At 65.7% G+C, this 25104-nt stretch carries 23 protein-coding genes; 9 read left to right on the forward strand and 14 right to left on the reverse strand.

Annotated features, from left to right (window positions below; all coding sequences use genetic code 11):
* Positions 1–154: 154 nt before the first annotated feature.
* Both U4Y90_RS31550 and U4Y90_RS31555 read left to right on the forward strand, forming a co-directional pair.
* Positions 155–1309, forward strand: coding sequence for a porin (locus U4Y90_RS31550; RefSeq protein WP_321800602.1), 1155 nt, complete (start codon positions 155–157; stop codon positions 1307–1309).
* A 204-nt stretch (positions 1310–1513) separates the two neighbouring features.
* Positions 1514–2482: a glycerophosphodiester phosphodiesterase family protein gene (locus U4Y90_RS31555; RefSeq protein WP_321800603.1), complete on the forward strand. Its 969-nt coding sequence runs from the start codon at positions 1514–1516 to the stop codon at positions 2480–2482.
* 6 nt (positions 2483–2488) lie between these two features.
* Here U4Y90_RS31555 and U4Y90_RS31560 read toward each other — a convergent pair whose 3' ends face one another.
* The 4 genes from U4Y90_RS31560 to U4Y90_RS31575 form a co-directional block, all read right to left on the reverse strand.
* The gene (locus U4Y90_RS31560) at positions 2489–3355 is read right to left on the reverse strand and encodes a proteasome-type protease (RefSeq protein WP_321800604.1); all 867 of its coding nucleotides are present in this window, start codon (positions 3353–3355) and stop codon (positions 2489–2491) included.
* A 67-nt stretch (positions 3356–3422) separates the two neighbouring features.
* Positions 3423–4217 carry a transglutaminase family protein gene (locus tag U4Y90_RS31565; RefSeq protein ID WP_321800605.1) on the reverse strand — a complete coding sequence of 265 codons (795 nt, stop codon included), beginning with the start codon at positions 4215–4217 and terminating at the stop codon, positions 3423–3425.
* A gap of 3 nt (positions 4218–4220) precedes the next feature.
* Positions 4221–5174, reverse strand: coding sequence for an alpha-E domain-containing protein (locus U4Y90_RS31570; protein ID WP_321800606.1), 954 nt, complete (start codon positions 5172–5174; stop codon positions 4221–4223).
* Between the two features lie 22 nt (positions 5175–5196).
* Complete coding sequence (locus U4Y90_RS31575) at positions 5197–6603, reverse strand: circularly permuted type 2 ATP-grasp protein (RefSeq protein WP_321800647.1); 1407 nt, start codon at positions 6601–6603, stop codon at positions 5197–5199.
* Positions 6604–6739: 136 nt separating this feature from the next.
* Between U4Y90_RS31575 and U4Y90_RS31580 the strand changes: the two genes are divergently transcribed.
* On the forward strand, positions 6740–8323 hold the full coding sequence (locus U4Y90_RS31580) for a 3'-5' exonuclease family protein (protein ID WP_321800608.1): 1584 nt from the start codon (positions 6740–6742) through the stop codon (positions 8321–8323).
* A 7-nt stretch (positions 8324–8330) separates the two neighbouring features.
* On the opposite strand, the gene U4Y90_RS31585 is transcribed toward U4Y90_RS31580, so the two are convergent.
* On the reverse strand, positions 8331–9074 hold the full coding sequence (locus U4Y90_RS31585) for an SDR family oxidoreductase (protein WP_321800610.1): 744 nt from the start codon (positions 9072–9074) through the stop codon (positions 8331–8333).
* A gap of 123 nt (positions 9075–9197) precedes the next feature.
* On the opposite strand from U4Y90_RS31585, the gene U4Y90_RS31590 reads away from it, so the two are divergent.
* Entirely contained in the window at positions 9198–10097 is a 900-nt protein-coding gene (locus U4Y90_RS31590; RefSeq protein ID WP_321800612.1) for a LysR family transcriptional regulator, read from the forward strand.
* A 113-nt stretch (positions 10098–10210) separates the two neighbouring features.
* On the opposite strand, the gene U4Y90_RS31595 is transcribed toward U4Y90_RS31590, so the two are convergent.
* The 3 genes from U4Y90_RS31595 to U4Y90_RS31605 form a co-directional block, all read right to left on the reverse strand.
* Entirely contained in the window at positions 10211–10669 is a 459-nt protein-coding gene (locus U4Y90_RS31595) for an HU family DNA-binding protein (RefSeq protein ID WP_321800614.1), read from the reverse strand.
* A 222-nt stretch (positions 10670–10891) separates the two neighbouring features.
* A complete protein-coding gene (locus tag U4Y90_RS31600; protein WP_321800616.1) occupies positions 10892–11656 on the reverse strand; it encodes an endonuclease/exonuclease/phosphatase family protein in 765 nt (254 codons plus the stop codon).
* Positions 11653–13941 (reverse strand): VTT domain-containing protein, encoded by a 2289-nt coding sequence (locus U4Y90_RS31605; RefSeq protein ID WP_321800618.1) that lies wholly within the window; start codon positions 13939–13941, stop codon positions 11653–11655. Before U4Y90_RS31605 ends, U4Y90_RS31600 begins: the two co-directional genes overlap by 4 nt.
* A gap of 115 nt (positions 13942–14056) precedes the next feature.
* Between U4Y90_RS31605 and clcA the strand changes: the two genes are divergently transcribed.
* The 5 genes from clcA to U4Y90_RS31630 all read left to right on the forward strand — a co-directional run bounded on the left by clcA (position 14057) and on the right by U4Y90_RS31630 (position 18083).
* On the forward strand, positions 14057–15382 hold the full coding sequence (gene clcA / locus U4Y90_RS31610) for a H(+)/Cl(-) exchange transporter ClcA (RefSeq protein ID WP_321800619.1): 1326 nt from the start codon (positions 14057–14059) through the stop codon (positions 15380–15382).
* Positions 15383–15496: 114 nt separating this feature from the next.
* Entirely contained in the window at positions 15497–16525 is a 1029-nt protein-coding gene (locus tag U4Y90_RS31615; protein ID WP_321800621.1) for an aldo/keto reductase, read from the forward strand.
* 147 nt (positions 16526–16672) lie between these two features.
* Positions 16673–17287: a LysE family translocator gene (locus U4Y90_RS31620; RefSeq protein WP_321800623.1), complete on the forward strand. Its 615-nt coding sequence runs from the start codon at positions 16673–16675 to the stop codon at positions 17285–17287.
* A gap of 264 nt (positions 17288–17551) precedes the next feature.
* Positions 17552–17719 (forward strand): hypothetical protein, encoded by a 168-nt coding sequence (locus tag U4Y90_RS31625; protein WP_160172929.1) that lies wholly within the window; start codon positions 17552–17554, stop codon positions 17717–17719.
* A 202-nt stretch (positions 17720–17921) separates the two neighbouring features.
* Entirely contained in the window at positions 17922–18083 is a 162-nt protein-coding gene (locus U4Y90_RS31630; RefSeq protein ID WP_008352793.1) for a DUF1328 family protein, read from the forward strand.
* A gap of 89 nt (positions 18084–18172) precedes the next feature.
* Here U4Y90_RS31630 and U4Y90_RS31635 read toward each other — a convergent pair whose 3' ends face one another.
* The 6 genes from U4Y90_RS31635 to U4Y90_RS31660 are packed head-to-tail and all read right to left on the reverse strand — an operon-like array spanning position 18173 to position 25096.
* Positions 18173–19291, reverse strand: a complete 1119-nt coding sequence (locus U4Y90_RS31635; protein ID WP_321800625.1) for a diguanylate cyclase — start codon at positions 19289–19291, stop codon at positions 18173–18175.
* A gap of 46 nt (positions 19292–19337) precedes the next feature.
* Entirely contained in the window at positions 19338–20336 is a 999-nt protein-coding gene (locus U4Y90_RS31640; RefSeq protein WP_321800627.1) for a chemotaxis response regulator protein-glutamate methylesterase, read from the reverse strand.
* The gene (locus U4Y90_RS31645; protein ID WP_321800629.1) at positions 20333–22591 is read right to left on the reverse strand and encodes a hybrid sensor histidine kinase/response regulator; all 2259 of its coding nucleotides are present in this window, start codon (positions 22589–22591) and stop codon (positions 20333–20335) included. The genes U4Y90_RS31640 and U4Y90_RS31645 overlap by 4 nt, the downstream gene beginning before the upstream one ends.
* Positions 22588–23322: a chemotaxis protein CheW gene (locus U4Y90_RS31650; protein WP_321800631.1), complete on the reverse strand. Its 735-nt coding sequence runs from the start codon at positions 23320–23322 to the stop codon at positions 22588–22590. Before U4Y90_RS31650 ends, U4Y90_RS31645 begins: the two co-directional genes overlap by 4 nt.
* Positions 23319–24629, reverse strand: a complete 1311-nt coding sequence (locus tag U4Y90_RS31655) for a CheR family methyltransferase (protein ID WP_321800633.1) — start codon at positions 24627–24629, stop codon at positions 23319–23321. The genes U4Y90_RS31650 and U4Y90_RS31655 overlap by 4 nt, the downstream gene beginning before the upstream one ends.
* Positions 24626–25096 carry a chemotaxis protein CheW gene (locus U4Y90_RS31660; RefSeq protein ID WP_321800635.1) on the reverse strand — a complete coding sequence of 157 codons (471 nt, stop codon included), beginning with the start codon at positions 25094–25096 and terminating at the stop codon, positions 24626–24628. The genes U4Y90_RS31655 and U4Y90_RS31660 overlap by 4 nt, the downstream gene beginning before the upstream one ends.
* Positions 25097–25104: the final 8 nt, after the last annotated feature.

Raw genomic sequence — 25104 nt, forward strand, 5'->3', positions numbered from 1 at the left:
CTTTTTGACTGCCGGAGAACCTTGCGGGGCGGGCTTCCGATGCGAGTGTGTGTTTTTCGAGACAGTCAATATTTTTTCGTTTCTTAAGTTACGAAACGTTGCGTTATTCTCTGCGCCGGCAACAACGATTTTAATCATTCGCGTGGAGAATTCGATGAAACGAATCGCACTGACGTCCCTCTCGCTGGCGCTTCTCGGCGCAGCAGGCGCGGCACAGGCACAAAACAGCGTCACGCTCTATGGCGTGATCGACACCGGTCTCGCTTACGTGAGCCACGCCAACGAAAACGGCGACCATCTGTTCGGCATGGTCAACGGCACGCTCTCCGGCCCGCGTTGGGGCTTGAAGGGTCAGGAAGACCTGGGTGGCGGCCTGAAGGCAATCTTCCAGTTGGAAAGCGGCTTCGATCCGGGCACCGGCCAGTCGAACCAGGGCGGTCGTCTGTTCGGCCGTCAAGCGTATGTCGGTTTGAGCGGCAATCAGTGGGGTACGGTCACGTTGGGTCGTCAGTATGACCCGTCGGTCGACATGGTTCAGGGCCTCACGGGCGACAACTACTGGGGCGCTGCCGTTGCAACGCCGGGCGACGTCGACAACTACGACAACAGCCTGCGCGTGAACAACGCCGTCAAGTACGTTTCGCCGGTGTTCGCTGGCTTCCAGTTCGAAGGCATCTACGGCTTCAGCAACCTGGCGGGCACGACCGGCCAGGGCCAGACCTGGGGCGGCGCAGCGACGTACGGCAACGGTCCGTTCTCGATCGCGGCCAGCTACTTGTACGTGAACAACCCGAGCGCGAACCGCGCGACCGGCTGGAACAGCCCGTCGTCGGACTCGCTGTTCAACACGGTGATCAACGCCGGCTACGAAACCGCCCACGCGATCGGTATCGCACGCGGCGCTGGCCAGTACGTGTTCGGCGCGTTCACGTTCGGCGCTTCGTACAGCTTCGCGCAGTACAAGAACGACGGCAGCTCGGCGTTCACGGAACAAGAGAAGTTCAACGTGGCCAACACGTACCTGAACTTCCAACTGACGCCGGCAACGCTGCTGGGCCTCGGCTACACGTACACGCACGCAAGCGGCGACACCTCGGCGAACTACCACCAGGTCACGCTCGGCGCGGACTACTCGCTGTCGAAGCGCACCGACGTGTACGCTGTCGGCGCGTATCAGCACGCGAGCGGCACGCAGCGCAACGCGGACGGCACGACGCAAGACGCGCAAGCTTCGATCAGCGACTTCGGCTTCGCGAGCGGCCGCAGCCACCAGGAGCTGGTGCTCATCGGCCTGCGCCACAAGTTCTAAGAACAACCGACTGGCGCGGCACGCAAGTGCCGCGTCGGGAGGACAGCAGCACCCTCGAACAGCCATCGGTTATCCGATGGCTGTTTTTTTTGCGCCCGCAAACGACCAGCGCAACAAATTGTTGAAATCAACCGCGTGCGCGCTGTCGCGGCCGGACGACGACGGCAGAATCGGCGGACGCTCAATGCTCCGAAGGTTCGCAAGATGCTGCTTCGCCCGAGAGTTTTTCCGCTGATCGCCATCGCCGCGTGCATCGCCGTGTCCGCTTGCACGACGACCCCGCCCCGATCCGATGACGCGAGCCCGCCCGCCTTGCCGACGATCGTCGCGCATCGCGGCGGCACGGCCGACTATCCCGAGAACACGCTGATCGCCATCGAAGGCGCGCTGCACAATCGCGCCGATGTGATCTGGCTCACCGTGCAGCTCACGCGCGACGGCGTGCCGGTGCTCTACCGCCCGGCCGATCTCTCGGCCAACACCGACGGCAAGGGCGCCGTCGCGGACCACGACTTCGCCGCGCTCGAACGCGTGAACGCCGGATGGAGCTTCGCGAACACCGACGCGAGCGGCGCGACGCGCTATCCGTATCGAGAGCATCCGGTGCGCATTCCGTCGCTCGCGCAAGCATTGCGCGCCATTCCGCCCGCCGTGCCGGTCATGCTCGACATGAAGGCGCTGCCCGCCGCGCCGCAGGCCGCCGCCGTCGCGCGCGTGCTGGACGAGCTGGCCGCGTGGCCGCGCGTGCTGATCTACTCCACCGATGCCGCGTATCAACAGGCCTTCGCGGCCTATCCGCAGGCGCGCTCGCGCCTGTTCGAAACGCGCGACGCGACGCGCGTCCGGCTCGCCGCCGTGGCGCTGGAAACGACGTGCAAGGACGCGCCGCCGCCCGGCGCATGGACCGCGTTCGAGTATGCGAGAAAGATGGATCTGGTCGAGACGTTCACGCTCGGGGAAGCGCGCTCGGCGGTGACGGCGAAGCTCTGGACACCCGCGGCCGTCAAGTGCTTCCGCGCGAACGCGGATACGCCGATCCTCGCGATCGGCATCGACAGCGCCGACGATTACCGCGCCGCCGCGTGTCTGGGCATCACGGCGGTGCTCGTCGATTCGCCGCGCAAGCTGCGGGCGATCAGGGCGGGCATCGCGTTGCCGCTGCAATGCCCTTGAAGCCGCTCAACGCTGCCGCGCGCTGTCATTCCCTTCGACGTCTTCCGCGAGCGTCTGCGCGGGCGCGTCCGGGCACGGCAAATCGCCGATGACGAGCCGCGGCACCGTGCTGCGCGTCTCGCGCGGTCGCAGCGGAACGTTGTCGAGCTCTGTCCACGACGGGTTCGGAATCTCGCCGAAAAGCTGCCGCAGACGCTCGCCCCAGGTCTTGTTGATCATCTGGTAGTACGCGCTGTTGTTGTCGAGCGTGGCGAAGCGCGTGACGCGCAGCGAGTCCTTCTCGTAGACCAGCAGATCGAGCGGCAGGCCGACCGAAAGATTCGAGCGCAGCGTCGAGTCCATCGAGATCAGCGCGCACTTGGCCGCTTCATCGAGCGGCGACGTGGGCGTGATGACGCGGTCGATGATCGGCTTGCCGTACTTCGATTCGCCGATCTGGAAGTACGGCGACACGCGCGTCGATTCGATGAAATTGCCCGCCGCGTAGATCATGAAAAGACGCGGCGGCTGGCCGCAGATCTGTCCGCCGAGAATGAAGCTGCAATTGAAGTCGACGCTGAATTCCGCGAGCGACAGCGCATCGCGCCGATGCACCTCGCGCACCGCGTCGCCGACGATGCGCGCCGCTTCCGCCATCGTCCCGACGCTATAGAGCGTAGGCGCGGCGGGATCGGACGGTTCCGCGAGCAGATGGGTCACCGCCTGCGTCAGCGCGAGATTGCCCGCCGCGAGCAGGACGAGTACGCGCTCTCCCGGCTGTTCGAAAACAACCATCTTGCGCGCGGCGCTCACGTGGTCCACGCCGGCGTTGGTGCGCGTGTCGGACAGGAACACGAGTCCGTCGTCCACGCACATGCCCACGCAATAAGTCATGTCAATCCGTCCTGAAACAAGCAAACCCACATTGTACTGAGCGCGACCGCCCGTCGCATCCATCCGTTTACTGGTCCGGCTGCGCGTCGATGCTCACGTGAACCGTCAGCGCCTCTTCCTTGCCGCCGACGCGCGAGCCGCGCACCGGCGCGGCCGCTTCGTAATCGCGCGCGACGGCGAGCCGGCAATGGCGCTCGCCCGCGAACCCGGCCTGCGCCGCATCGACCGACACCCAGCCGTGCTCGACCCACACATCGGTCCAGGCGTGCATCGCGACATCGTGGCCGTCCGCATCGACATAGCCGCTCACGCAGCGCGCCGGCACGCCGCGCGCGCGGCAGCACGCGAGCATCAGATGCGCGAGATCGCGCGCATCGCCGAAACCGCTTGCGAGCGCCTGCGCGGCCGTGCCCGCCGCGGACGCCGGCTCGTTGCGATACCGCACGCGCTCGCCGATGCGCTCGGTCAGCGCGACGAGCGACGCGGGCGTGTCGAGCGCGCTCACGCGATGCGCAAGCTCGCGGATCGCGGCGTCGGGCAATGTCAGCGGCGTGGCGCACGTGAAATGCTCGAGCGGAATCGGGCCGGCCTCGTCGAACAGGCGGCCATCGGACAATGCTTCGGTTTCGACTTCGCCCGCCACGCTCACGTGAATCTCGTTATGCGGCTTCGTCAGCACCAGCGTATGCAGCGCGTTGCCATAGGCGTCGCGCGTGGCGTCGAGTTTGCCCGGCGCTTCGACATGCCAGTGCCGCACGATCTGCGCCGCGCCGCTCGCCGGAGTCACGCGAAACTGCTGGATCGAATACGTGACCGGCGCGGCGTAGCGGTAGCGGATGTCGTGGCGGATGGTCAGCAGCATGATTCACGCGATCGGCAACATGAGGAAGGTATGCATCACGCGCAGGCCGAGCTCGTCGACGCGCTTCAGGAACTGCGTGAGCCACGCGTGCACGCCCGTTTCCAGAATCTGGCGGATGTCGGAGTACAGCACATCGGCGCGCAGCTTGCCCGCGAAGCGCTCGCAGTCCTTCGACGCATCCGTGCGCAGCTTCGCGAGCGTGTCGCAGACGCCGTCGAGCGATGCAAGGAGCGAGCGCGGCATTTGCTCGTTGAGGATCAGCAATTCGACGACACGCGCGGGCGTCACGACATCGCGGTACACCTTGCGATAGATCTCCAGCCCCGACACGGAACTCAGGATCGACGTCCAGTAGTAGAAATCTTCGAGCTGACGCGCCGCCTCGCGCGAGTTCGGCGTCGCGTCGGCGAATCGCACGTCGAGAATGCGCGCCGTGTTGTCGGCGCGCTCCAGATAGGCGCCGAGCTGCATGAAAAAGAACGCGTCGTCGCGCAGCGCGGTGCCCTGCATCACGCCGCGGCACAGATTGGAGCGGTATTTGACCCATTCGAAGAGCGCATCCGGGCCCGTTTCGAGCTCCATGTTCGCGAGCCGCTGATTGAATTCGAGCCAGGTGAAATTGATCGTCTCCCAGCCTTCCGTCGTGAGCGTGCCGCGCACCGCGCGCGCATTCTCGCGCGTCGCCTGCAGACACGACAGGATGCTCGACGGATTGCGCGCGTCGGCGACCATGAAGTGCAGCATGTCCTCGCGCGAGCGCGATCCCGGATGGCGCTCGTCGAACATGTCTTCCAGCTCGGAGATCTTCAGCACCGAGCGTTGCGCGCGCGCCTCCTGCTCGGGCGTTTGCGGCAGGAGCGCGCCTTCCATGTCGATGTCGAGCATGCGCGCGGTGTTCTCGGCGCGCTCCATGTAGCGCGCCATCCAGAACAGGTGATCGGCTGTGCGGCTCAGCATGATGTCAGGTGCGGTGAGTGAGTCATTCGACCATCCACGTATCCTTCGTCCCGCCGCCTTGCGACGAATTGACGACGAGCGAGCCTGCGCGCAACGCGACGCGCGTGAGGCCGCCCGCGCACATCGACACTTCGCGGCCGGACAGCACGAACGGCCGCAAATCGATGTGACGCGGCGCGATGCCCGCCTCGACGAAGGTCGGGCACGCGGAGAGCGCGAGTGTCGGCTGGGCGATATAGCCTTCGGGCCGCGCGAGCAGCAGCGCGCGAAACGCTTCGATTTCATCGTTCGTCGATGCCGGCCCGACGAGCATGCCGTAGCCGCCGGCGCCGTGCACTTCCTTCACGACGAGCTCCGGCAGATGCGCGAGCGTGTACGCGAGGTCGTCGGCCTTGCGGCATTGATACGTCGGCACGTTGTTGAGAATCGGCTTCTCGCCGAGATAGAACTCGATCATGTCCGGCACGAACGGATAGATCGATTTGTCGTCGGCGATACCGGTGCCCATCGCGTTCGCGAGCGTCACGCGTCCCGCGCGATACGACGTCAGCAAGCCCGGAATGCCGAGCGCGGAATCGGCGCGAAACGCGAGCGGATCGAGAAAGTCATCGTCCACGCGGCGATAGATCACATCGACGCGGCGCGGCCCGTGCGTCGTGCGCATGAACACGTAGTTGTCGTCGACGAAGAGATCCTTGCCTTCGACGAGCTCCACGCCCATCTGCTGCGCGAGGAAGGTGTGCTCGAAATACGCCGAGTTGTACATGCCGGGCGTGAGCACGACGACGGCCGGGTCGTCGACGCCTTCGGGCGCGATCGAGCGCAAGGTCTCCAGCAACAGGTCGGGATAATGCGCGACCGGCGCGACGCGATTCTGCACGAAGAGCTCGGGAAAGAGCCGCATCATCATCTTGCGGTTTTCCAGCATGTACGACACGCCCGAGGGAACGCGCAGGTTGTCTTCGAGCACGTAGAACTCGCCCGCCGCGCCCGCGCGCACCACGTCGACGCCCGCGATATGCGCGTAGACATCGAGCGGCACGTCCACGCCCTGCATCTCCGGCCGATACTGCGCGTTCGTGTAGACCTGCTCGGCCGGAATGCGCCCGGCGAGCACGATATCGCCGTCGTGATAGATGTCGTGCAGAAAGAGATTGAGCGCCTGCACGCGCTGCCGCAAGCCGGCTTCGAGCACGCGCCATTCGTCGCCGGGAATGATGCGCGGAATCATGTCGAAGGGAATCAGCCGCTCGGTGCCGGACAGGTCGCCGTTCACCGCGAACGTGATGCCGACGCGCCGGAACAGCACGTCCGCCTCCGCCCGTTTGCGCGCGATCGTCTCGGGGCTCTGCATCGCGAGCCAGCGGGAAAAGCGTGCGTAGTGGCTGCGCACGGTGTCGTCCTGACGCATTTCATCGTAGATCTGCATCATTGCGTCCTTCGTTTTTCGGCGCGTTTCATCGCAGTATCGGACGAAAGTGCCGGCGCGCGCCACTTTTTTGACGCTCATTCATGGTGCAGGCCGGTTTCGCGCTAGACTGCCCGCTTGCGCTCAACGTTTCATCATGTCCGACACGCTCGAAGACGAAGCCGATTCCCTCGCCGACGCCCTCCTCGCGGGACTCGCGCGCCCGATCGTGTTCGTCGATCTGGAAACCACCGGCTCGAACGCGACCGAAGACCGCATCACCGAAATCGGCGTCGTGGAAGCGAGCACGGCGGGCATCGAGCGCTGGAGCGTGCTCGTCGATCCGGGCGTCGCGGTGCCCTCTTTCATTGCGCGCCTGACCGGCATCGACGACGCGATGCTGCGCGGCCAGCCCACCTTCGAATCGCTCGCGCCCGCGCTCGCCGAACGGCTGCACGCCAAGCTCTTCGTCGCGCACAACGCGCGCTTCGATTACGGCTTTCTCAAGAACGAGTTCCGTCGCGCGGGCATCGCGTTTCGCGCGGATACGCTCTGCACGGTGCGGCTGTCGCGCGCGCTGTTTCCGTCCGTCGAGCGGCACGGTCTCGATGCGCTCATCGCGCGGCTGAATCTCGCGCCCGAAGGACGCCATCGCGCGCTCGCCGATGCCGACCTGCTCTGGCAGTTCTGGCAGAAGATTCACACGATTTATCCGCAGGATCTCGTCGATGCCGCCGTCCGCGCGCTCATCCGGCGCACGAGTCTGCCCGCTGCGTTACCCGAAGGCGCGCTCGATGCGCTGCCAGCGACGCCCGGCGTCTACCTCTTTCACGGCGACGACGACGTGCCGCTCTATGTCGGCAAGAGCATCAACCTGAAACAGCGCGTTTCGGCGCATTTTTCGGGCGATCACAGGCTTCAGAAGGACCTGTCGATCTCGCAGGCCATCCGTCGCATCGAATGCCGCGAGACGGTCGGAGAGCTCGGCGCGCTGCTGCTCGAAGCGCAGCTCGTGAAGACGCTGAAGCCGACGCACAATCGCTTGTTGAAGGGCGCTTCGGGCGCGTGTGCGTGGCAGTGGCTGCCGGGCGCCAGGGCGCCGACGCTCGTGAAGGCGAACAGGCGCGATCTGTCGCGCGAGGCGCATCTCTTCGGCGTGTTCGCGTCGCGTGCTAAGGCGCATGCGTTCATGCGCCATCTCGCCGATGAGCACAATCTCTGTCACGCGACACTCGGCCTCGAGAAAGCGCCGCTTACGCGAGGGCGCGGCTGTTTCGGCTATCAGGTGAAACGCTGCCTCGGATCGTGTGCGGGAATCGAAACGCTCGCGGATCACGCGGCGCGCGCGCTCGCTGTCCTCGACGACGCACGCGTCGTGAAATGGCCGCATGAAGGACCGATCGCCCTCCATGAGCGCGACGACGAAACGGGCCGCGAGGCATGGCATGTGATCGATCGATGGTGCTACATCGGCACGTGCGCGACGCGTGAGGACATCGCGCTCCTGCTCGCCGATGCCCCCGATGTGCGCCCTTTCGACACCGACGTATACGGCCTGATCGCGAAGCGTCTCGCGTCGGGACGACTGCACTGGATCGCGTGCGATGCGCGGCCAACGTTTGATCTCGTCGTACAAGATGCGCCCGCGCGCGCCGCCACCGCCGCCGTCGTGACTCAGCAGACGAAACGCGCGACCAGAAGAAGCGCGATCGCCGACGATCAATTCGCGTTGACGTTCTAGAAGCGCATCAGGCGATGCCGCCGTTCGCGCGCAACACCTGTCCGTTGACCCAGCCCGCATCCGGCCCGACGAGAAACGCGACGACCGATGCGATATCGTCCGGCTGACCGAGACGTTCGAGCGGCGCCATCTTCGAGAACGTGGCGATCTGCTCGTCGGTCTTGCCGTCGAGGAACAGCGACGTCGCCACCGGGCCCGGCGCGACCGCGTTCACCGTGATGCCGCGTCCGCGCAATTCTTTGGCAAACACATGAGTGAACGATTCCACCGCCGATTTCGTCGCGTTGTAGATCGCGTAACCGGGCATGTTGAGCGCGAGCGTCGTGCTCGAAAAGTTCACGATGCGGCCGCCGGCGTTCATGCGCGCCGCCGCTTCGCGCAGCGTGTTGAAGGTGCCGCGCACGTTGATGTCGAAGGTCTGGTCGTAGAGTGCATCGCTCGTGTCGGCGAGCGGCGCGGTCTTCAGCACGCCCGCGTTGTTGATGAGCGCATCGACCTTGCCGAGTTCGCCTTCGACAGTGTCGAACATGCGGCGCACGTCGTCGGCTCGGGCGACATCCGCCTTCACCGCGATCGCCGCGCTGCCCGCTTCGCGCAATTGCGCGGCGAGCGCATCCGCTTCCTTCGCGCTCGCCGCATAGTTCACCGCGACCGAAAAACCGTCGCGCGCGAGACGCCGCGCAATCTCGGCGCCGATACCGCGCGACGCACCCGTGACGATGGCAACGCGTTTCGATTGGGTCTGACTCATGATGCTGCTCCTGAAAATGGGCTGTTCGATGCAGACCATGATGAACCATTCCGTTTCCGCGATCATCGCGCGTGGCTTAGTATCATCGTTCCAGTTGCTTTAACAATCCACCGCACACTGCCCATGGATCGATTCCAGGAAATGCAGGTCTTCGTGCGCATCGCGGAGCGGCACAGCTTCACGCAGGCCGCGGACGATCTGCAGATACCGCGCGCCACCGTCACCAATCTGATGAAGCGCATGGAGGAGCGGCTCGGCGCGCGTCTGCTCGAACGCACGACGCGCACCGTGCGTCTCACGCACGACGGCGAAGAACACTATCGGCGCTGCGTGCGTCTGATCGCCGATCTGGAGGAAGCGGAAGGCTCGTTCAGACATGCTGAGCCGAAGGGTGTGCTGCGCGTGAATCTGCAAGGCACGCTCGCGCGGCATTTCATCGTGCCGGGCCTTCCCGCGTTTCTCGAGCGCCATGCGCAGATCGAACTGCATATCGGCGAGGACGACAGGCTCGTCGATCTCGTGCGTGAAGGTGTCGATTGCGTGCTGCGCGCGGGCACGTTGCAGGATTCGTCGATGATCGGCCGGCGCGTCGCGCTGCTGGAACAAGTGACCGTCGCGAGTCCCGCGTATCTCGCGCGTCGAGGCGTGCCGGACGATCTCGAAGCGCTCGCCTCGCATCGCGCGGTGAACTTCGTATCGAGCGCGACGGGCCGCGTCTTGCCGCTGGAGTTCAGCGTCGACGAGCGTATCGAGACCATCGAATTGCAGGCTGCGGTCTCGGTGTCGGGCGTCGAACTCTATACGCAAGCGGCGCTCGCGGGGCTCGGCATCGTTCAGGTGCCGCGCTATCACGTCGACGATGCGCTGGCCGACGGCCGTCTGCACATCGTGCTTCCCGGGCACTCGCCGCCACGCATGCCCGTCTCCGTGCTGTATCCGCATAACCGGCAGCTCTCTGCTCGCGTACGGGTTTTCGCGGATTGGTTGAGCGAGATCTTCGCGCCGTACAACGAGCGCCCGTAGTCGAAACGCAAAAGCAAAAGAGGCCAGCATCCCTGTAAAGGGAAGCTGGCCTCTTTTTCATCGAGCTTCGATTTCGTCAACGAAACCGAAGCCGCAACGCTTGCGAGCGAACCTTAAGCCGCTGCGTCCTTCAGCTTCTTCAGCGCGCGCGCCTTGATGCGAACGCTTGCCGGCTTGGCCGGGAACCAGCGCTCGGCGCCCGTGAACGGGTCCTTGCCGAAGCGCTTCTTCTTCGCCGGCACGGCTTGCGCGGAGATCTTCAGCAGGCCCGACAGCGTGAATTCGCCGGCGCCCTTCTTGTGGATCGAGCCGAGGATGGTGTCTTCCAGTGCGACCATCACGGCCTTCACCGCCTTCACGTCGACAGCGGCGCGCTCTGCGAGATGCGTCGCGAGCGATGCCTTCGTGAACGTATCCTTGATCGGCGAGGGAGCGCCCGTGGTCTTCTTCGCGGCTACTTTCTTCGCGGCAACCTTCGGCGCTGCAGCTTTCTTCGCCGGTGCGGCGGCGGTCTTCGCCGTGGCCTTCTTGGCCGGGGCTTTCTTGGCAGCGGTTTTAGCGGAAGTCGGCATGTTTCTCCTACCTGTTTTTGGTCAGTGATGTTCGAATACGTTCGCACCGATGCGTCGTATCACGCCGGATTCTACATAGGCCAAGCGAGTTCGTGCGAGTCTTTTGCGCTTTTATATCGTTTTTATAGGGGTTTTTCGTGGTGTCGCGCTGACACATGCGTCATGAAGGCATCGTTCGCGATGTTCTTCGATGCGTTTACGTCGAACATGCGATGCGCTTCATCACTGCATCGACGATGCAAACGTGCGATGCGCGATATGCGCGATGAGCGGATAGTGATCGGAAGCGATGCGCGAGAGTCGCGTGCGATGCACATCGACACGTACGAGACGCTCGCCCGGATGCACCCAGATGCGATCGAGCGCGAAGAGCGGATAGCGCGTCGGAAACGTGCGCAGCGCGCTCGCGCGATGAAAGCGCGTGACGAGACGCCGCAGCGTGCGGCCGTAGACGAACCACTCGTTCAGATCGCCGAGCAGGATCACGGGCATCGTCGGCGTATCGAAGCTTTGCAGCACTTGCTCCACTTGCGCGCGCCTTTCGCTCGATGCGAGACCGAGATGCGTCGCGACCACGCGCCATACTTCGCCGCGGCAATCGATGTCGGCATCGAGCGCGCCGCGCGGCTCGCGGCTTCTGAACGACAGGTCGAGCGTGCGCACCGCGCGCACCGGATAGCGCGTGAGCACCGCGTTGCCGTAGCGGCGCGCGGGCGTGTCGAGCGTCGGGCCGGCGACCGCGTGCAGGCCGGTCATGCGTTGCAGCACGTCGAGCACATCGGGCGAGCCGCTGCCGCCGAGCGGCACTTCCTGGAGCGCGAAGATGTCCGCATCGATCTCCGCGAGCACCTCGCCGATGCGCTGCGGCGCGAACTTGCCGTCGATGCCGATTGCGCCATGCAGGTTATAGGTGGCGATACGCAGCTCGCGTGCGCGCGCTTCGTTCATGTCTTCCTGTTCGATGACGGTCTCGTGCATCAGTGTCATGAGTTGACCTCGTCCGGGCGCTCGTTTCTGGCCGATGCCTCGCGCGGCATCGTCCCGTTCTCGCGCAGCTCGCTTGCGCGTCTCGCTTCGTCGCTCGCGCGCGGCTTGTCGGCATCGCCCGGCGCGCCTTCGTTCACTTCCCGATGATCCGCGCCGCCGAGAAAGCGCTGCAAGAGCAGCGACACACCGAGCAACACCGCGCCGATGCCGATCAGCACCGCGAACGAGCCGACCGTCGGCCGATGCAGCGCAGCGACGAGCTGATGCGCGAACGCGACGGTCAGAAAGATGCCGGGGCCCATGCCGAGCATCGTGCCGATCATGAAGTCGCGCATGCGGATATGCGAGGCGCCCGCCACGAGATTGACGATCGAAAACGGCGCGACCGGCAACAGCCGCAACACCACGACCGCAACGATGCCGCGCTTCGCCACGCGCTCGGACAGACGGTTGACGCGCGCGCCCGCGAGCTTGCGCACCGCATCGCGGCCGAGCCTGTTGCCGAGCGAATAGGAAACGGCGGCCGCGATCGTCGTGCCGATGAACGCATAGGCGCCGCCCCAGTACGCGCCGAAGACCACGCCCGTCGTCGCGATGAGCAGCGTGACCGGCACCGCGACGACCGCCGCGATCACATAACAGAGGACGATCCAGAGCGGCGCGAACGGCAGCGAGTCGATATGGCGCGTCGCGTCCGTGAGCGACTTCAGGTTCACGTAATCGCCGAGCGGCGTCCAGTGCCACATACCCGCGACGGCCACGACCATCAGCGCGAGCATGCCGAGCAGCGCGAAGCGGCCGATGAGCGGCCGCGTCTTCTCCTTGGGCACGAACTGATCGACAAGCTCGTCGGCGGCTATCGGCGTTTCGGGATCGATCAGCGCTTCGGGCGGAATCAGTTGATCGAGCTCCGTCGATACCTGCGGATCGAGCGGCGCCATCGTGCGATGCTCGTCGCGATCGCGCAGCAACGCCTGAATCGCGGGGTTCATGCCTTTGCGCGCCTGACGTTCGCGCACGACATCCGCGATCTCGCAGCCGAGATGCTCCGCCAGCAGCGTGTCGCGCATCGTCGCGATCGCACGGCGGATGCGCGCGTCGGCTCCCGCGTCGATCGACACATTGCACTCGCTGTCGAGGACCATCGAACGATTGTTCAGGTTGGCCGAGCCGACGATCAGCAGTTCATCGTCGACGATCATCAGCTTGCTGTGCACGTTGACGATCTCGTCGCCGAGATTCGGCACGCTCGGGCACAACAGACGATAGCGGCCGTGCGTGTCGGCGCTCTTCAGGAGCTTGTGCAGGCGCGCGCGCAGCACGCCCATCGTCACTTCCTGAAGCCAGCCGCTCTGATTGCGCGGCACGACGATCGCGAGATCGGGGCCGTTCTCGCGCGCGAGCGATTCGGCCAGCGCCGCGCCGATCGTCCCCGACGTGAAATACTGGTTCTCGATATAGATGCTGCGGCGCGCCCGCGCGATGGCGTCGAGATACTGCGTGCGAATCTGCCGCACCGGTTCGCGGCCGAGATAGTCGGGCTCGGTGAGCGAGATGGCGATATCGACATCTTCGAGATCGACGCGACGTGAAGGCGGCCACGGATCCTGTTGCAGCTTCGCGCGATGCGCGCGAATCGCGAGACGCTTGCCGCATGCGCGCGCCCATCGCTCGCGTGCGAGCAGGCCGATTTCGCGCGCGGCGTCGCCGTCGAACATCGTATGGACATCGTGAAACGGCTGATACGCCGCGCCGTTCGCATCGCGGCGCAACGGCTCGTCGGGCGCATGCGCGGTCGTGTCCCAGCGCGAGCGCGTGAGATCGAGCCCGCCGACGAACGCGAGCCGGTCATCGATCACGACGATCTTCTGATGCTGCGAGCCGCCGAGCGGATGCTTGCCGTCCATCTGGAACGCGATGCGCCGGTTCGTGCGCCAGCCCATCTTGTACACGGGCAGCCATTCGCGCTCGAACGCGTAGAGCATCGCGAAATCCCAGGCGAGGATATAGACGCGCAAACGCCGCCTGTCGCCGGTGAGCGCGTGCAGAAAGTCGCCGAGCGCTTCGGGATAGCCGTCCTCCGCGCCGCCGGGCGTCAGCTTCATGCGGCTGTCGATGTCCCAGCCGAGGATGAACACCGAGCGTTGCGCGCGCGTGAGCGCCTCGCGCAATACGCTGAAATAGTCCGCGCCATCGATGAGAAGACTGAAGCGCGCGGCGTGATGCACGCTGGCGCAATTGCGCCCCGGCTGAAAAAAGGGCGCGTCGTCGTGTGCGTGGCTCATGTGCCTGTCGAAAGCGCTCCGCGTCGAAATAACTTTCGTTTTGCAAGCACCATGCCCGCCGCGCCGCGCGATGTTACGCTTCGTTGCACATGCCGATAGCGGAGCGACATGCGCGATGAACAATAACGAAACCACCACGCAGGACGACGAGCGCGCAGGACTCGTTCCGCTCGCGGCCGCATCGGTCGTCGTGGGTGCGGCGACGGGCGCGATCGGCGTGCTCTTTCGCTTCGCCCTCGAACGCGCGGATGCCTGGCGCAACGCGTTCATCGCCTGGGCGCATGCGGGCCATGACGCGGCGATCATCCTCGTCGTGCTCGCGACGACAGTGGCCGCCGGGCTCGCCGCGTGGCTCGTCGCGCGCTTCGCACCGATGGCGAGCGGCAGCGGCATTCCGCATGTCGAAGCGGTGCTGCACGGCAACTTGCCGCCCGCGCCGCTCGTGCTCATACCGATCAAGTTCGTGGGCGGCGTGCTCGCCATCGGCGCGGGGCTCGCGCTCGGCCGCGAAGGCCCGACCGTGCAGATGGGCGCTTCGATCGCCCATGCCATCGGCACGTTCTTCAGGCGCAACGCAGGCGACTGCCGCGTGCTGCTCGCGGCCGGCGCGGGCGCGGGGCTTGCAACCGCGTTCAACGCGCCGATCGCGGGCGCCGTGTTCGTGCTCGAGGAACTGATGCGCCGCTTCGATACGCGCACGGCGGTCGCGGCGCTCGGCGCATCGGCGAGCGCGATCGCGATGGCGCGTCTGCTGCATGGCGACCTGCCCGACTTTCACGTCCCCGCGCAGCCGTTCCCGGGCTTCGAAATGACGGGCGCGCATCTCGTGCTCGGCGCGCTGCTCGGACTGCTCGGCGCGGCCTATAGCCGCCTCATTCTCTGGACGCTCGATGTGGCCGAATCGATTGCGCCGCCCGGTTCGGTGAAGCATGCGACTGCGCGCGCGGCGATGGTCGGCGCGGCGGTCGGCCTGCTCGCGTGGTTCGCGCCGGATCTCGCCGGCGGCGGCGATGTGCTGACCGAGCGCGCGCTGCTCGGCGCCGGCGCCATCGCGAGCGTCATGGCGATTTTCGCGTTGCGTTTCGTGCTGGGCGCGGTGTCGTACGCGGCGGGCACGCCCGGCGGCATCTTCGCGCCGATGCTCGCGCTCGGCGCGCAAACGGGCCTCGTGTTCGGCCGCGTGTGCCTCGACTGGTTCCCCGGCATGGCGAGCGCCGCCGGCGACACCAGCACGTTCGCGGTCGTCGGCATGGCGGCTTTCTTCGTCGCCGTGGTGCGCGCGCCGGTCACGGGCATCGTGCTCGTCACGGAGATGACCGCGAGCTTCACCTTGCTCTTGCCGATGCTCACCGCCTGCTTCACCGCGATGGTCGTGCCCATGCTGCTGCGCGTGCCGCCGATCTACGATTCGCTCGGCGATCGCGCGGCGAACCGGCGCTAGACCCGCTTCCTGCATGCGCCGGGCCGTTGCGGTAGTCTCGTCGGTGGACGTTCGTTGCGCCGCGCTCCGTGCATGAAGCGCGGCGCCCACCGACTTCATCCTCGAGGGCGAGCAATGGAATATCGACATCTCGGTGCTTCGGGCTTCAAGGTTCCCGTCTTGAGCTTCGGCACCGGCACTTTCGGCGGCAAGGGCGAATTCTTTCAGGCGTGGGGCGAGACCGACGTGAGCGAAGCGCGCAAGCTCGTCGACATCTGTCTCGATGCGGGCGTAACGATGTTCGACACCGCCGACATCTACTCGCGCGGCTCATCGGAATCGATACTCGGCGAGGCGCTCAAGGGCCGGCGCGACAAGGTCATCGTGTCGACGAAGGCCACCTTCCGCTTCGATCCGGACGAACCGAACGACGTCGGTTCGTCGCGCTTTCATCTCATCCGGGCCGTGAACGCGGCGCTGGAACGCCTGCAGACGGACTACATCGACGTGTTCCAGTTGCATGGCTTCGACGCGAAAACGCCCGTCGAAGAGACGCTTTCCACCCTCGACGATCTCGTGCGCGCGGGCAAGATCCGCTATACGGGCGTGTCGAATTTTTCGGGCTGGCATCTGCAGAAATCGCTCGATGTGGCGGACCGCTACGGGTATCCGCGCTATGTCGCGAATCAGACGTACTACTCGCTGATCGGCCGCGACTATGAATGGGAACTGATGCCGCTCGGGCTCGATCAGGGCGTCGGCGCGATCGTCTGGAGCCCGCTCGGCTGGGGACGCCTGACCGGCAAGATTCGGCGTGGCGAGCCGCTGCCCGCGACGAGCCGCCTGCACAAGACCGCCGACATGGGGCCGCCGGTGCCGGACGACTATCTGTATCGCGTCGTCGATGCGCTCGACGCCATCTCCGAGGAAACCGGCAAGACCGTGCCGCAGATCGCGCTGAACTGGCTGCTGCAGCGTCCGACGGTGGCGACGGTGCTGATCGGCGCGCGCAACGAGGAGCAACTGCGGCAGAACCTCGGCGCGGCCGGGTGGAACCTCACGCCCGAGCAGGTCAGGAAGCTCGATGAGGCGAGCACGGTGCGCCCGGCGTATCCGTACTGGCACCAGCAGGGCTTCGCGGAACGCAATCCGTTCCCGGTTTAAGCCCGGCGCTCCGGCGCGGCGGGCACGCCGCGCTCGATTCCGCCCGGACACCGTACCGGAAGCCCACAGTCAATCTGTACCGGTACTGTACCGCTCGCCTCCCGTACACTGGGCGCTCATTCGAGTCTTTCAATACCGGAGCGCGCCATGCCCAACGAACTCCTGAACGCCCTGCCCGCTGCCGCGCTGTTCGCGCTCGTGACGACGATCACGCCCGGCCCCAACAATACGATGCTGCTCGCTTCGGGCGTCAATTTCGGCCTGAAGCGCACCGTGCCGCACGTGCTCGGCATCAGCGCGGGCATGGCGATCCTGATGATCGCGGTCGGCCTCGGGCTCGCGCAGGCGTTCGAGCGGCTGCCGTTCCTGTACACCGCGCTGGAAGCGGCGAGCGTCGCATATCTGTTGTATCTGGCCTGGAAGATCGGCACGTCGTCGTCGGTGCAGATGCGCGACGGCCAGGCTCGTCCGATGCGCTTTCACGAGGCGATCGCGCTCCAGTGGATCAATCCCAAAGCTTGGATGATGGTGCTCACGGCGGCGACCACCATTCACCTGCACGCCAGTCTCTCGCTGAACGCGGCGCTGATGGCGCTGGTGCTCGTCGTGATCGGGCTGCCGTGCATCACGATGTGGGCCGCCTTCGGCATGTCGCTGCGCCGCTTTCTCGCGAATCCGCGCTGGCTGCGCATCTTCAACATCACGATGGCCGCGCTGCTGGTGCTGTCGCTGTATCCGATCGTCGCCCATTTATTCGACTGACGCGCCCTCTTTGCCTCGACGCCCGTCCGGTGCATACTGACCCTACGCGCCGGCACGCAAAATCTGCCGTCCCGCTTGCAAGTTTGGGACTGCGTTTCTTTTCCGTCAGCACGGTCTGTTTATCTTGCCGCCCGAACGATCCTCGAGTGATCCTTAAGCGATCCTTTAAGGCGGCCCCTCAGTCCGGCGCGTACATGCCTTGCTAGTCCGTTGGTTCGCGCCGAATCGTCGGCGCGGCTTTGAAATCTGTTCAAGGAGTACGCCATGTCTGGAGCCAATCGCCCATCCGGTCCCGCCACGCGCAAATCCCTCGACCTAGCCGATCAGATCGAACGCGATGAACTGGAGAACAACCTGCCGGATGCGCTCAACAGCGTCGACGACGAAGACGACGACGATGAAACCGACTCCGATCGCACACTAGGCCGTTAGCCTCGACAGCCGGGCCCATCGCGCCGATGAGGACGCGATCCGCGACGCCGCAATGCGCTTCTGTCATTGCGGCGTTTTTGCATCTTCGACGCTGGGCACGCCCGTTGCTTTGGACGATGCGCGGCAAGAACCCGATGAGCGAAAGCGGCGGCACCGTTCCGCCTGCATTTCGACCGACAACCGATCCACACGGGAGGGCAACATGCTCCGTTATGCTGTCATTTTCTTCATCATCGCGATCATCGCGGCCGTTTTCGGCTTCGGTGGAATCGCAACGGGCGCGGCGGAAATCGCCAAGATCCTGTTCTTCATCTTCATCGTGATTTTTCTGGCGACGCTGCTGCTCGGCGTGTTCAGGCGATGACGTCATAAACGCTGCAAGCGATGCAAACAAAAACGCGCGGCCTTCACTGAAGCCCGCGCGTTTTTCCATGCTTCGAAACATGAAGCCGTTCAGGTGATCACCACCCGGTTCTTTCCGTCCCGCTTCGCGCGATAAAGCGCGAGATCCGCCGCTTCCACGAGTTGCTTCGACGCATCGTCGTGCAGCGCGGTCTGGGTCGCGCCGCCGATGCTGATCGTCACGCGCCCGCTCGCCGAGCCCCTGTGCGGCACGTCGAGCGCCTCCACCGCGATGCGGATCTTCTCGCCGAGCAGACGCAGACCCGGCGCCGAGGTCGACGGCAGCACGACCGCGAATTCCTCGCCGCCGAAGCGCGCCGCGAGATCGGTGGGGCTGCCGAGGCTCGACTCGATCGTATGCGCGACGAGCTTCAGCACATCGTCCCCGGCGACGTGGCCGTAGGTATCGTTGTACGACTTGAAGTTATCGACATCGATCATCAGAAAGCCGATGGGCGCATGCTCGCGCGCGGCGCGACGCCATTCGGCATTCAGATAGTCATCGAGGCGGCGACGATTCGACAAACCCGTCAATCCATCCGAATTCGTGAGCCGCTGAAGTTCCAGATTGGTTTCGAGCAGCTTCTGCTGCGATTGCCGCAACGCGCGATACGCCTCGTCGCGTTGCAACAGGTTCTGGTACGAGCGCGAGTGATAGCGCACGCGCGCGACGAGCTCGATCGTATCGGGCAGCTTCACGAGGTAATCGTTCGCGCCCGCCGCGAATGCCGCGCTCTTGATGCGCGGCTCTTCCTTCGTCGAAAGCACGATGATCGGAATATCGCGCGTCGCCGGATGCTCGCGATACTGGCGCACGAGCGTGAGTCCATCGACGCCGGGCATCACGAGGTCCTGCAGAATCACGGTCGGCCGCGTTTCCTGCGCGGTGGAGAGCGCCTCTTCCGGATTCGCGCAGTAATGCAGATCGACGTTCGCCTCGTCCGCGAGCGCGCGCCGCAGCGCCTCCGCGATGATCGCCTGATCGTCCACGAGCAGCACCATCACCGGCAACTCGGCCGCGGGCGGCGCGTTCAATGCGGCCGCGAGCAGCTCGGACACGGCGCGCTCGTCCGCCATCGCACGCGAGCCCGCGCGCTCGATGCTCGCCGCCGCTGCCGCCGCGGCCCGCTTCGCGCGCTCCGCCAGCGGATCGGGATGAGGAAGTTTCATGAACGTGTCCTTTGTCGATTGCTTTAATAGTCGGTTCGTTGCGGCATCAGTCGAATGCGGTGGCGATCGCGGCCGCGATGCGCGGCAACGGCAATATCGACACCGCCGCATTGAGCGCGGCCGCGGCCTTCGGCATGCCGTACACCGCGCTCGTCGCCTCGTCCTGCGCGATCGTGTGATAACCCTTCGCGCGCATCGCCTTGAGTCCGATCGCGCCGTCGCGGCCCATCCCGGTCAGCAGCACGCCGATCGCGCGGCCCGTCCAGCGCTCGGTCACGCTCTGAAAGAACACGTCGACGGAAGGCCGATAAGGCAGTTGCTCCGGATGCGCGGTGTAGCCGAGGCGCGCGGCATCGGCGAAGTGGAGATGATCGTTGGTCGCGGCGAGCAGCACCGCGCCCGGCACGGGCTTGTCGCCCTCGCGCGCGATTCGCACGGGCAGCGCCGATTGCGCATCGAGCCATTGCGCCATGCCTTCGGCGAACGTGCGATCGACGTGCTGCACGATGACGGTCGCCGCCGCGAAGTCCTTCGGCAACGCACCGAGCACGGTCGCGAGCGCGGCCGGGCCGCCTGCCGACGCGCCTATCGCGACGAGACGCGCATCGCTCTTCGGCACGCTCGTCACGCTGACTGACGACGCATTGAAAGTCGCGAGCCGCGCGCCGATCTGATCGATCTTCGCGATCAGCGCGGCCGCGCCGCGACGCGCATCGGCGCCGGCGAGCGCGGGCGTATCGACGGCGTCGAGCGCGCCCGCGCCCATCGCTTCATAGACACGCCACGCGTTCGCGCCGACATCGACGGTCACGACGAGAATCGCACACGGCGAGCGCGCCATGATGGTTCGCGAGGCCTGTACGCCATCGACATTCGGCATCACGAGATCCATCAACACGACATCGGGCGTCTGGGCCGCGCAATAGTCGATCGCCTGCTGACCGTCGTGCGCGACCCACGCGATCTCGAAGTCCGGCCGTGCCGCGAGCGCGCGCCGCAACGCTTCGACGGCCAGCGCCACGTCGTTGACGATGCCGATCTTCATGATTTCGCCTCGCCGATGAGATCACGCACCGCATCGATGAGCGCCTGATCGTGGAAGCTGCCTTTCGCGAGGTAATAGTCCGCGCCCGCATCGAGGCCGCGCTGACGATCCTCCGCGCGATCCTTGTACGACACGATCATCACCGGCAGCGCCGAGAGTTGCGCATCGCGCTTGATCAGCGTGACGAGTTCGATGCCGTCGAGCCGCGGCATGTCGATGTCGGTGATGACGAGATCGAAGCGCTCGCCGCGCACTGCGTTCCAGCCGTCCATGCCGTCGACCGCGACGCTCACGTCGTAACCGCGCGACGCGAGCAGCTTGCGTTCGAGCTCGCGCACGGTGAGCGAATCGTCGACGACGAGCACGCGCTTCGCGCTCGCCACGCTCGCACGCGCCGCGCCCGCGCCGACGCGCCCGAGCTCGCCGCTGCCGACGAGCTTCTCCACCGAACGGAGCCAGTCGTCGAGGTCGGCGATGAGCAGCGGATCGCCGTTCTCCATCAGCGCGCCCGCCGCGATGTTGCGCACCTTGCCGAGACGCTTGTCGAGCGGCTGCACGACGAGCATCCGCTCGCCGAGAAAGCGATCGACGACGATGCCGTAGCTCGCCGCGCCCTGCCCGATCACAACGACGTTGAGCGCATCGCTCGCGGCTTCGAATGCGGCGGTCTGCAGGATCTGATGCGCGGTGACGAGGCCGACGCGCTTGCCATCGAAGGAAAAATGCTGCTGGCCTTCGAGCATGTCGATGGCGCTCGCGGGCAGCACCAGCGTACGCGCGACATGCGCGAGCGGCAGGCCGTACGAATCGCCCGCCACTTCGACGATCAGGCTGCGGATCACCGACAGCGTCAGCGGCAACTGCAGCGTGAAGCGCGTGCCCGCATGCGCGCCCTGCGTCACGCGCACGCTGCCGCGCACTTGCCGCACGACGTCCTGCACCGCATCGAGACCGACGCCGCGGCCGGATACATCGGTGACGGCATCGCGCATCGAAAAACCGGGCAGGAAGAGGAATTCGAGCAGCTCGGCTTCGGTGAGACGCGCGGCGGTGTCCTCGCTCGCCAGGTTCTTGCGCACGACCGCGCGGCGCAGCGCATCGAGATCGACGCCGGCGCCGTCGTCGGATACGCTGATGAAGAGCGAACCCGCGCTATGACGCGCATCGAGCGTGATCGTGCCGGTCTCGGGCTTGCCGAGCGCGCGGCGCAGCGAAGGCGGCTCGATGCCGTGATCGATCGCGTTGCGCAATAAATGGCCGAGCGGCGCGTCGAGCAGATCGAGAATGTCGCGATCGACTTGCGTCGTCTCGCCCGTGATGACGAGACGCACGTCGCGGCCGAGCCCGCGCGCGACATCGCGCACCATGCGTGCGAAGCCGCCCGTTGCATCGACGAACGGACGCATGCGGCACGCGAGCGCTTCGTCGTAGATCTGCTGCGCGAGATGCGTCGAGCGGCGATCGAAGTTTTCCAGTTCCGCCAGGCGCTCGCTCAGTTGACGATGCGCTTCCGCCGTCAGGCGGCGTACTTCGTCGAGGGCGGCATGCGCGCGTGCATCGAGCGGCGCGGCGCTCGTTTCGGTGAGCGTTTCGTGCAGGCGCTCGAGTGCGCGGTTCGCATCGTGCTGAATGCGCTTCACGCGCAGCATCGATTGCGAAAAAGGCTTCAGCCAGCGCGATTCGACGAGCGATTCGCCCGAGTGACTCAGCAAGCGGTCGAGCGTGTCCGCGCGCATGCGCAGCATGCGGGCTTCGTTCGCGCGCGAAGGTGTCTGGACCGGCTCCGGCGTGTCGCCCAGCGGCTTCGTCAGCGTGAGTTCCTGCGCGAGTTCGGACACGACGTCGTGCGACGCCTTGACTTCCATGCGTGCGTTGAGGCCATCGACGAACGCATCGACTTCGCGTTCGAGCGTGTTCTGCGCATCGGCATCGCGCGCCTCGCCGATCTGCACGATCAGGTCGACGCCGCGCAACAGCATGTCGATATAGCCCGCGTCGAGCACGACGCGCCCTTCCTGCGCCGCGACGAAGCAGTCTTCCATCACATGCGCGAGCGTGACGCCGACCGGCACGCCGACCACGCGTGCCGCGCCTTTCAGCGAATGCGCGGCGCGCATGCTCGCTTCGAGCGTGACCGGATCGCGCGGCGCACGTTCGAGCGCGATGAGCCCATCGGAAAGAATCTGCGCCTGCCCGTGCGCTTCTTCCCGAAAGAGTTCGAGCAGCGACGAACGGCCCGGATCGATGCTCGTCATGCGAGACTCCGGTTCAGGCTTTCGATGAGACGATCGGCGTCGAGCAGGCCGACGGTCGCGTCCTTGAACGAGGCGACCGCGTGCGCATGCGATGACAGCCGCTGTGCGAGCGTCGCCGGCACCGGCTGAAGCTGCGCGGGCGTGAAGCGATGCACGCCGTCGACGGCATCGACGGGAAAAGCGATCGGGTCTTCATGATCGCCGTTGACGTGATGATCGCGACGCTGCGCGCGCTGAATGACGAGCAGGCGTGCGAGCTCGCGCGCATCGAGAGCCTGATGCTTCGAGGCGTTTTTCGCCGCACGCTCCTCGATGCCGAACAGCCGCGCAAGCGAAGCGCACACGATCAGTCTGCCGCGCATGTTCACCACGCCCAGCACCACGCGATGCCGTCGATGCGGCAGCGAATGCACCGGACGCAGTTGGGCCACTTGTGCGCAGACGGCCGTCGGCAGGCCGAGCCATTCGCCGCCGATGCGAAACACAAGGCATGAGAGCGTGTCGGCTTGGTCGGCATCGCGCATCACGTTCGACGATGCCGCGCCCGTCTGTTCGATCGACGTGCGCGCTTCCACGCGATCGAGCACGCGCGCTGCCGCTTCGTCGTGAACCGGGCAATTGCGGCAATGAACGTGGCGCTCGAGCTTCGGGCACGACGCATCGCCGCGCACGCCGATGCGATTCCAGCAATCGTCGATATCGATCGTGATGTTGACGTCTCGGGCGTTCATCGTGTGCTCCCGGTGACGCGCTCGGCGCGCGCGAGCAGAAGACGCGCGCCGCTCTCATCGCCGTCGAGCGACAGGCACGCGGCAAGATGCGTGAGCGCTTCGCGATGCGCCGGATCGAGATACAGCGCGCGGCGATAGTGCCCGCGCGATGCCTGATGCTCGCCGCGCGCATCGGCGATCACGCCGAGCAGATAGTACGCATCCGCGTTCGATGGATGCGCGTCCAGATACGCATGCGCTGCACGCGCGGCGGCGTCGAGCTGGCCGGCATCGGCGAGTTCGCGCGCATGCGCGAGATTTGTCGCCGGCGCGGGTGCGATGCGCGCCTCTTCACGCGGCGGTGCAACCGGCATCGCACGAACCACGGGCGGCGCGCTGGCCCATGCCGGCAGCACGAACGCACGTTTGAGCGGGGGCACCGGTTGTGCGACGGGCACACCCGACCATGCGCCATTGAACACTTTCGCGCGCTCGCGCTCGGGCCGGTTGAACGCGAACGCGAGCGGAATGTTCGCGGAGCTCATGCCTTCGCGCATCAGAAGACCGGTCTCCGCGGGACCCACGAATAGCGTGCCGCCTGTTGCGAGCAAGCCATCGAGCACGCGCAGGACGGCGCATTGTGTGTCGCGATCGAAATAGATCAGCACGTTGCGGCACAGAATGAAATCGAAGCGCTCGAACGCGAGTGCATCGAGTTGCAGGAGATTGGCCTGCGAGAAGCGCACGCTCTGTGCAACGGCGGGATGAAGTTGCCAGCCATTGTCGGTTGCGCGGAAGTGCCGATCGCGAAAATCGAGCGCGCGTCCGCGAAACGCATTGCGCCCATAATGCGCGCGTCGCGCAATGGCGAGCGCGCGTTCGCTCACGTCGATCGCATCGATCGTGAAGCGCTCCGCGGGAATGCCCGCTTCGAGCAGCGCCATCGCGACCGTATAGGCTTCCTCGCCGGTCGAGCACGGCGCGCTCAGCACGCGCACCGGACTCGCGGGCCGCTCATGCAGACGCATGCGCGCGAGACGCGCGAGCGCGGCGAACGCTTCGGGATCGCGGAAGAACCATGTCTCCGGCACGACCACCGCTTCGATCAATTCCTGCATGCGCGCGCCGTCTTGCGTCACCGCGCGATAGTAGTCGTCGAGCGTGCCGCCCTGCTCGTCTCGCCACAGGCTGTAGCGCTCTCGCACCGCACGCGACACGGCGTTCGCGCCGATCGATTCGGCGTCGAGCCCGATCGTGCGATGCAATAGCTCGATGAAGCGGCCGATGTTGCAAGGCTCGTCGGCAAAGACACTCGGCAGCGCGCTCATGCTTCGCTCCCGGCGAAGAGCAGCGCCTGCACGTCGTCGGATAACAGATGCTCGATGCGCACCCATTGCAGCAGCCCGTTCTCGTCGCGCGTGAGCGGGCCGAGATAGCGCGCGTGCGGCGTGTCGATGCCCGCATCGGCAAACGACGCGGCATCGAACGTTAGAGTGCGCGTCGCCTGTTCGAGCAGAAGGCCGAGCCGACGATGCGCTATCGCGCCATCGTCGCCGCAACGCGGATACGCGACGAGCGCGAGCCGCGTCGACAACCTTTCCTGCGAGGCACGCCCGAGCGCGAGCGCGGCGATATCGATGACGGGCACACTGGCGCCTTCATGATCGAGCACGCCGGCGACCCATGCGGGCGCGCCGGGCAACGCTTTCAGCGGCGCGAGCGGCAGCATGCGCTCGATCTGCGCGCTGTCGAGCAGATAGCGGTCCGACCCGAGCGTGAACTGGACGAAGAGCATCGCGGCGC

Source organism: Caballeronia sp. J97, from assembly GCF_905220305.1.
Lineage (GTDB): Bacteria > Pseudomonadota > Gammaproteobacteria > Burkholderiales > Burkholderiaceae > Caballeronia.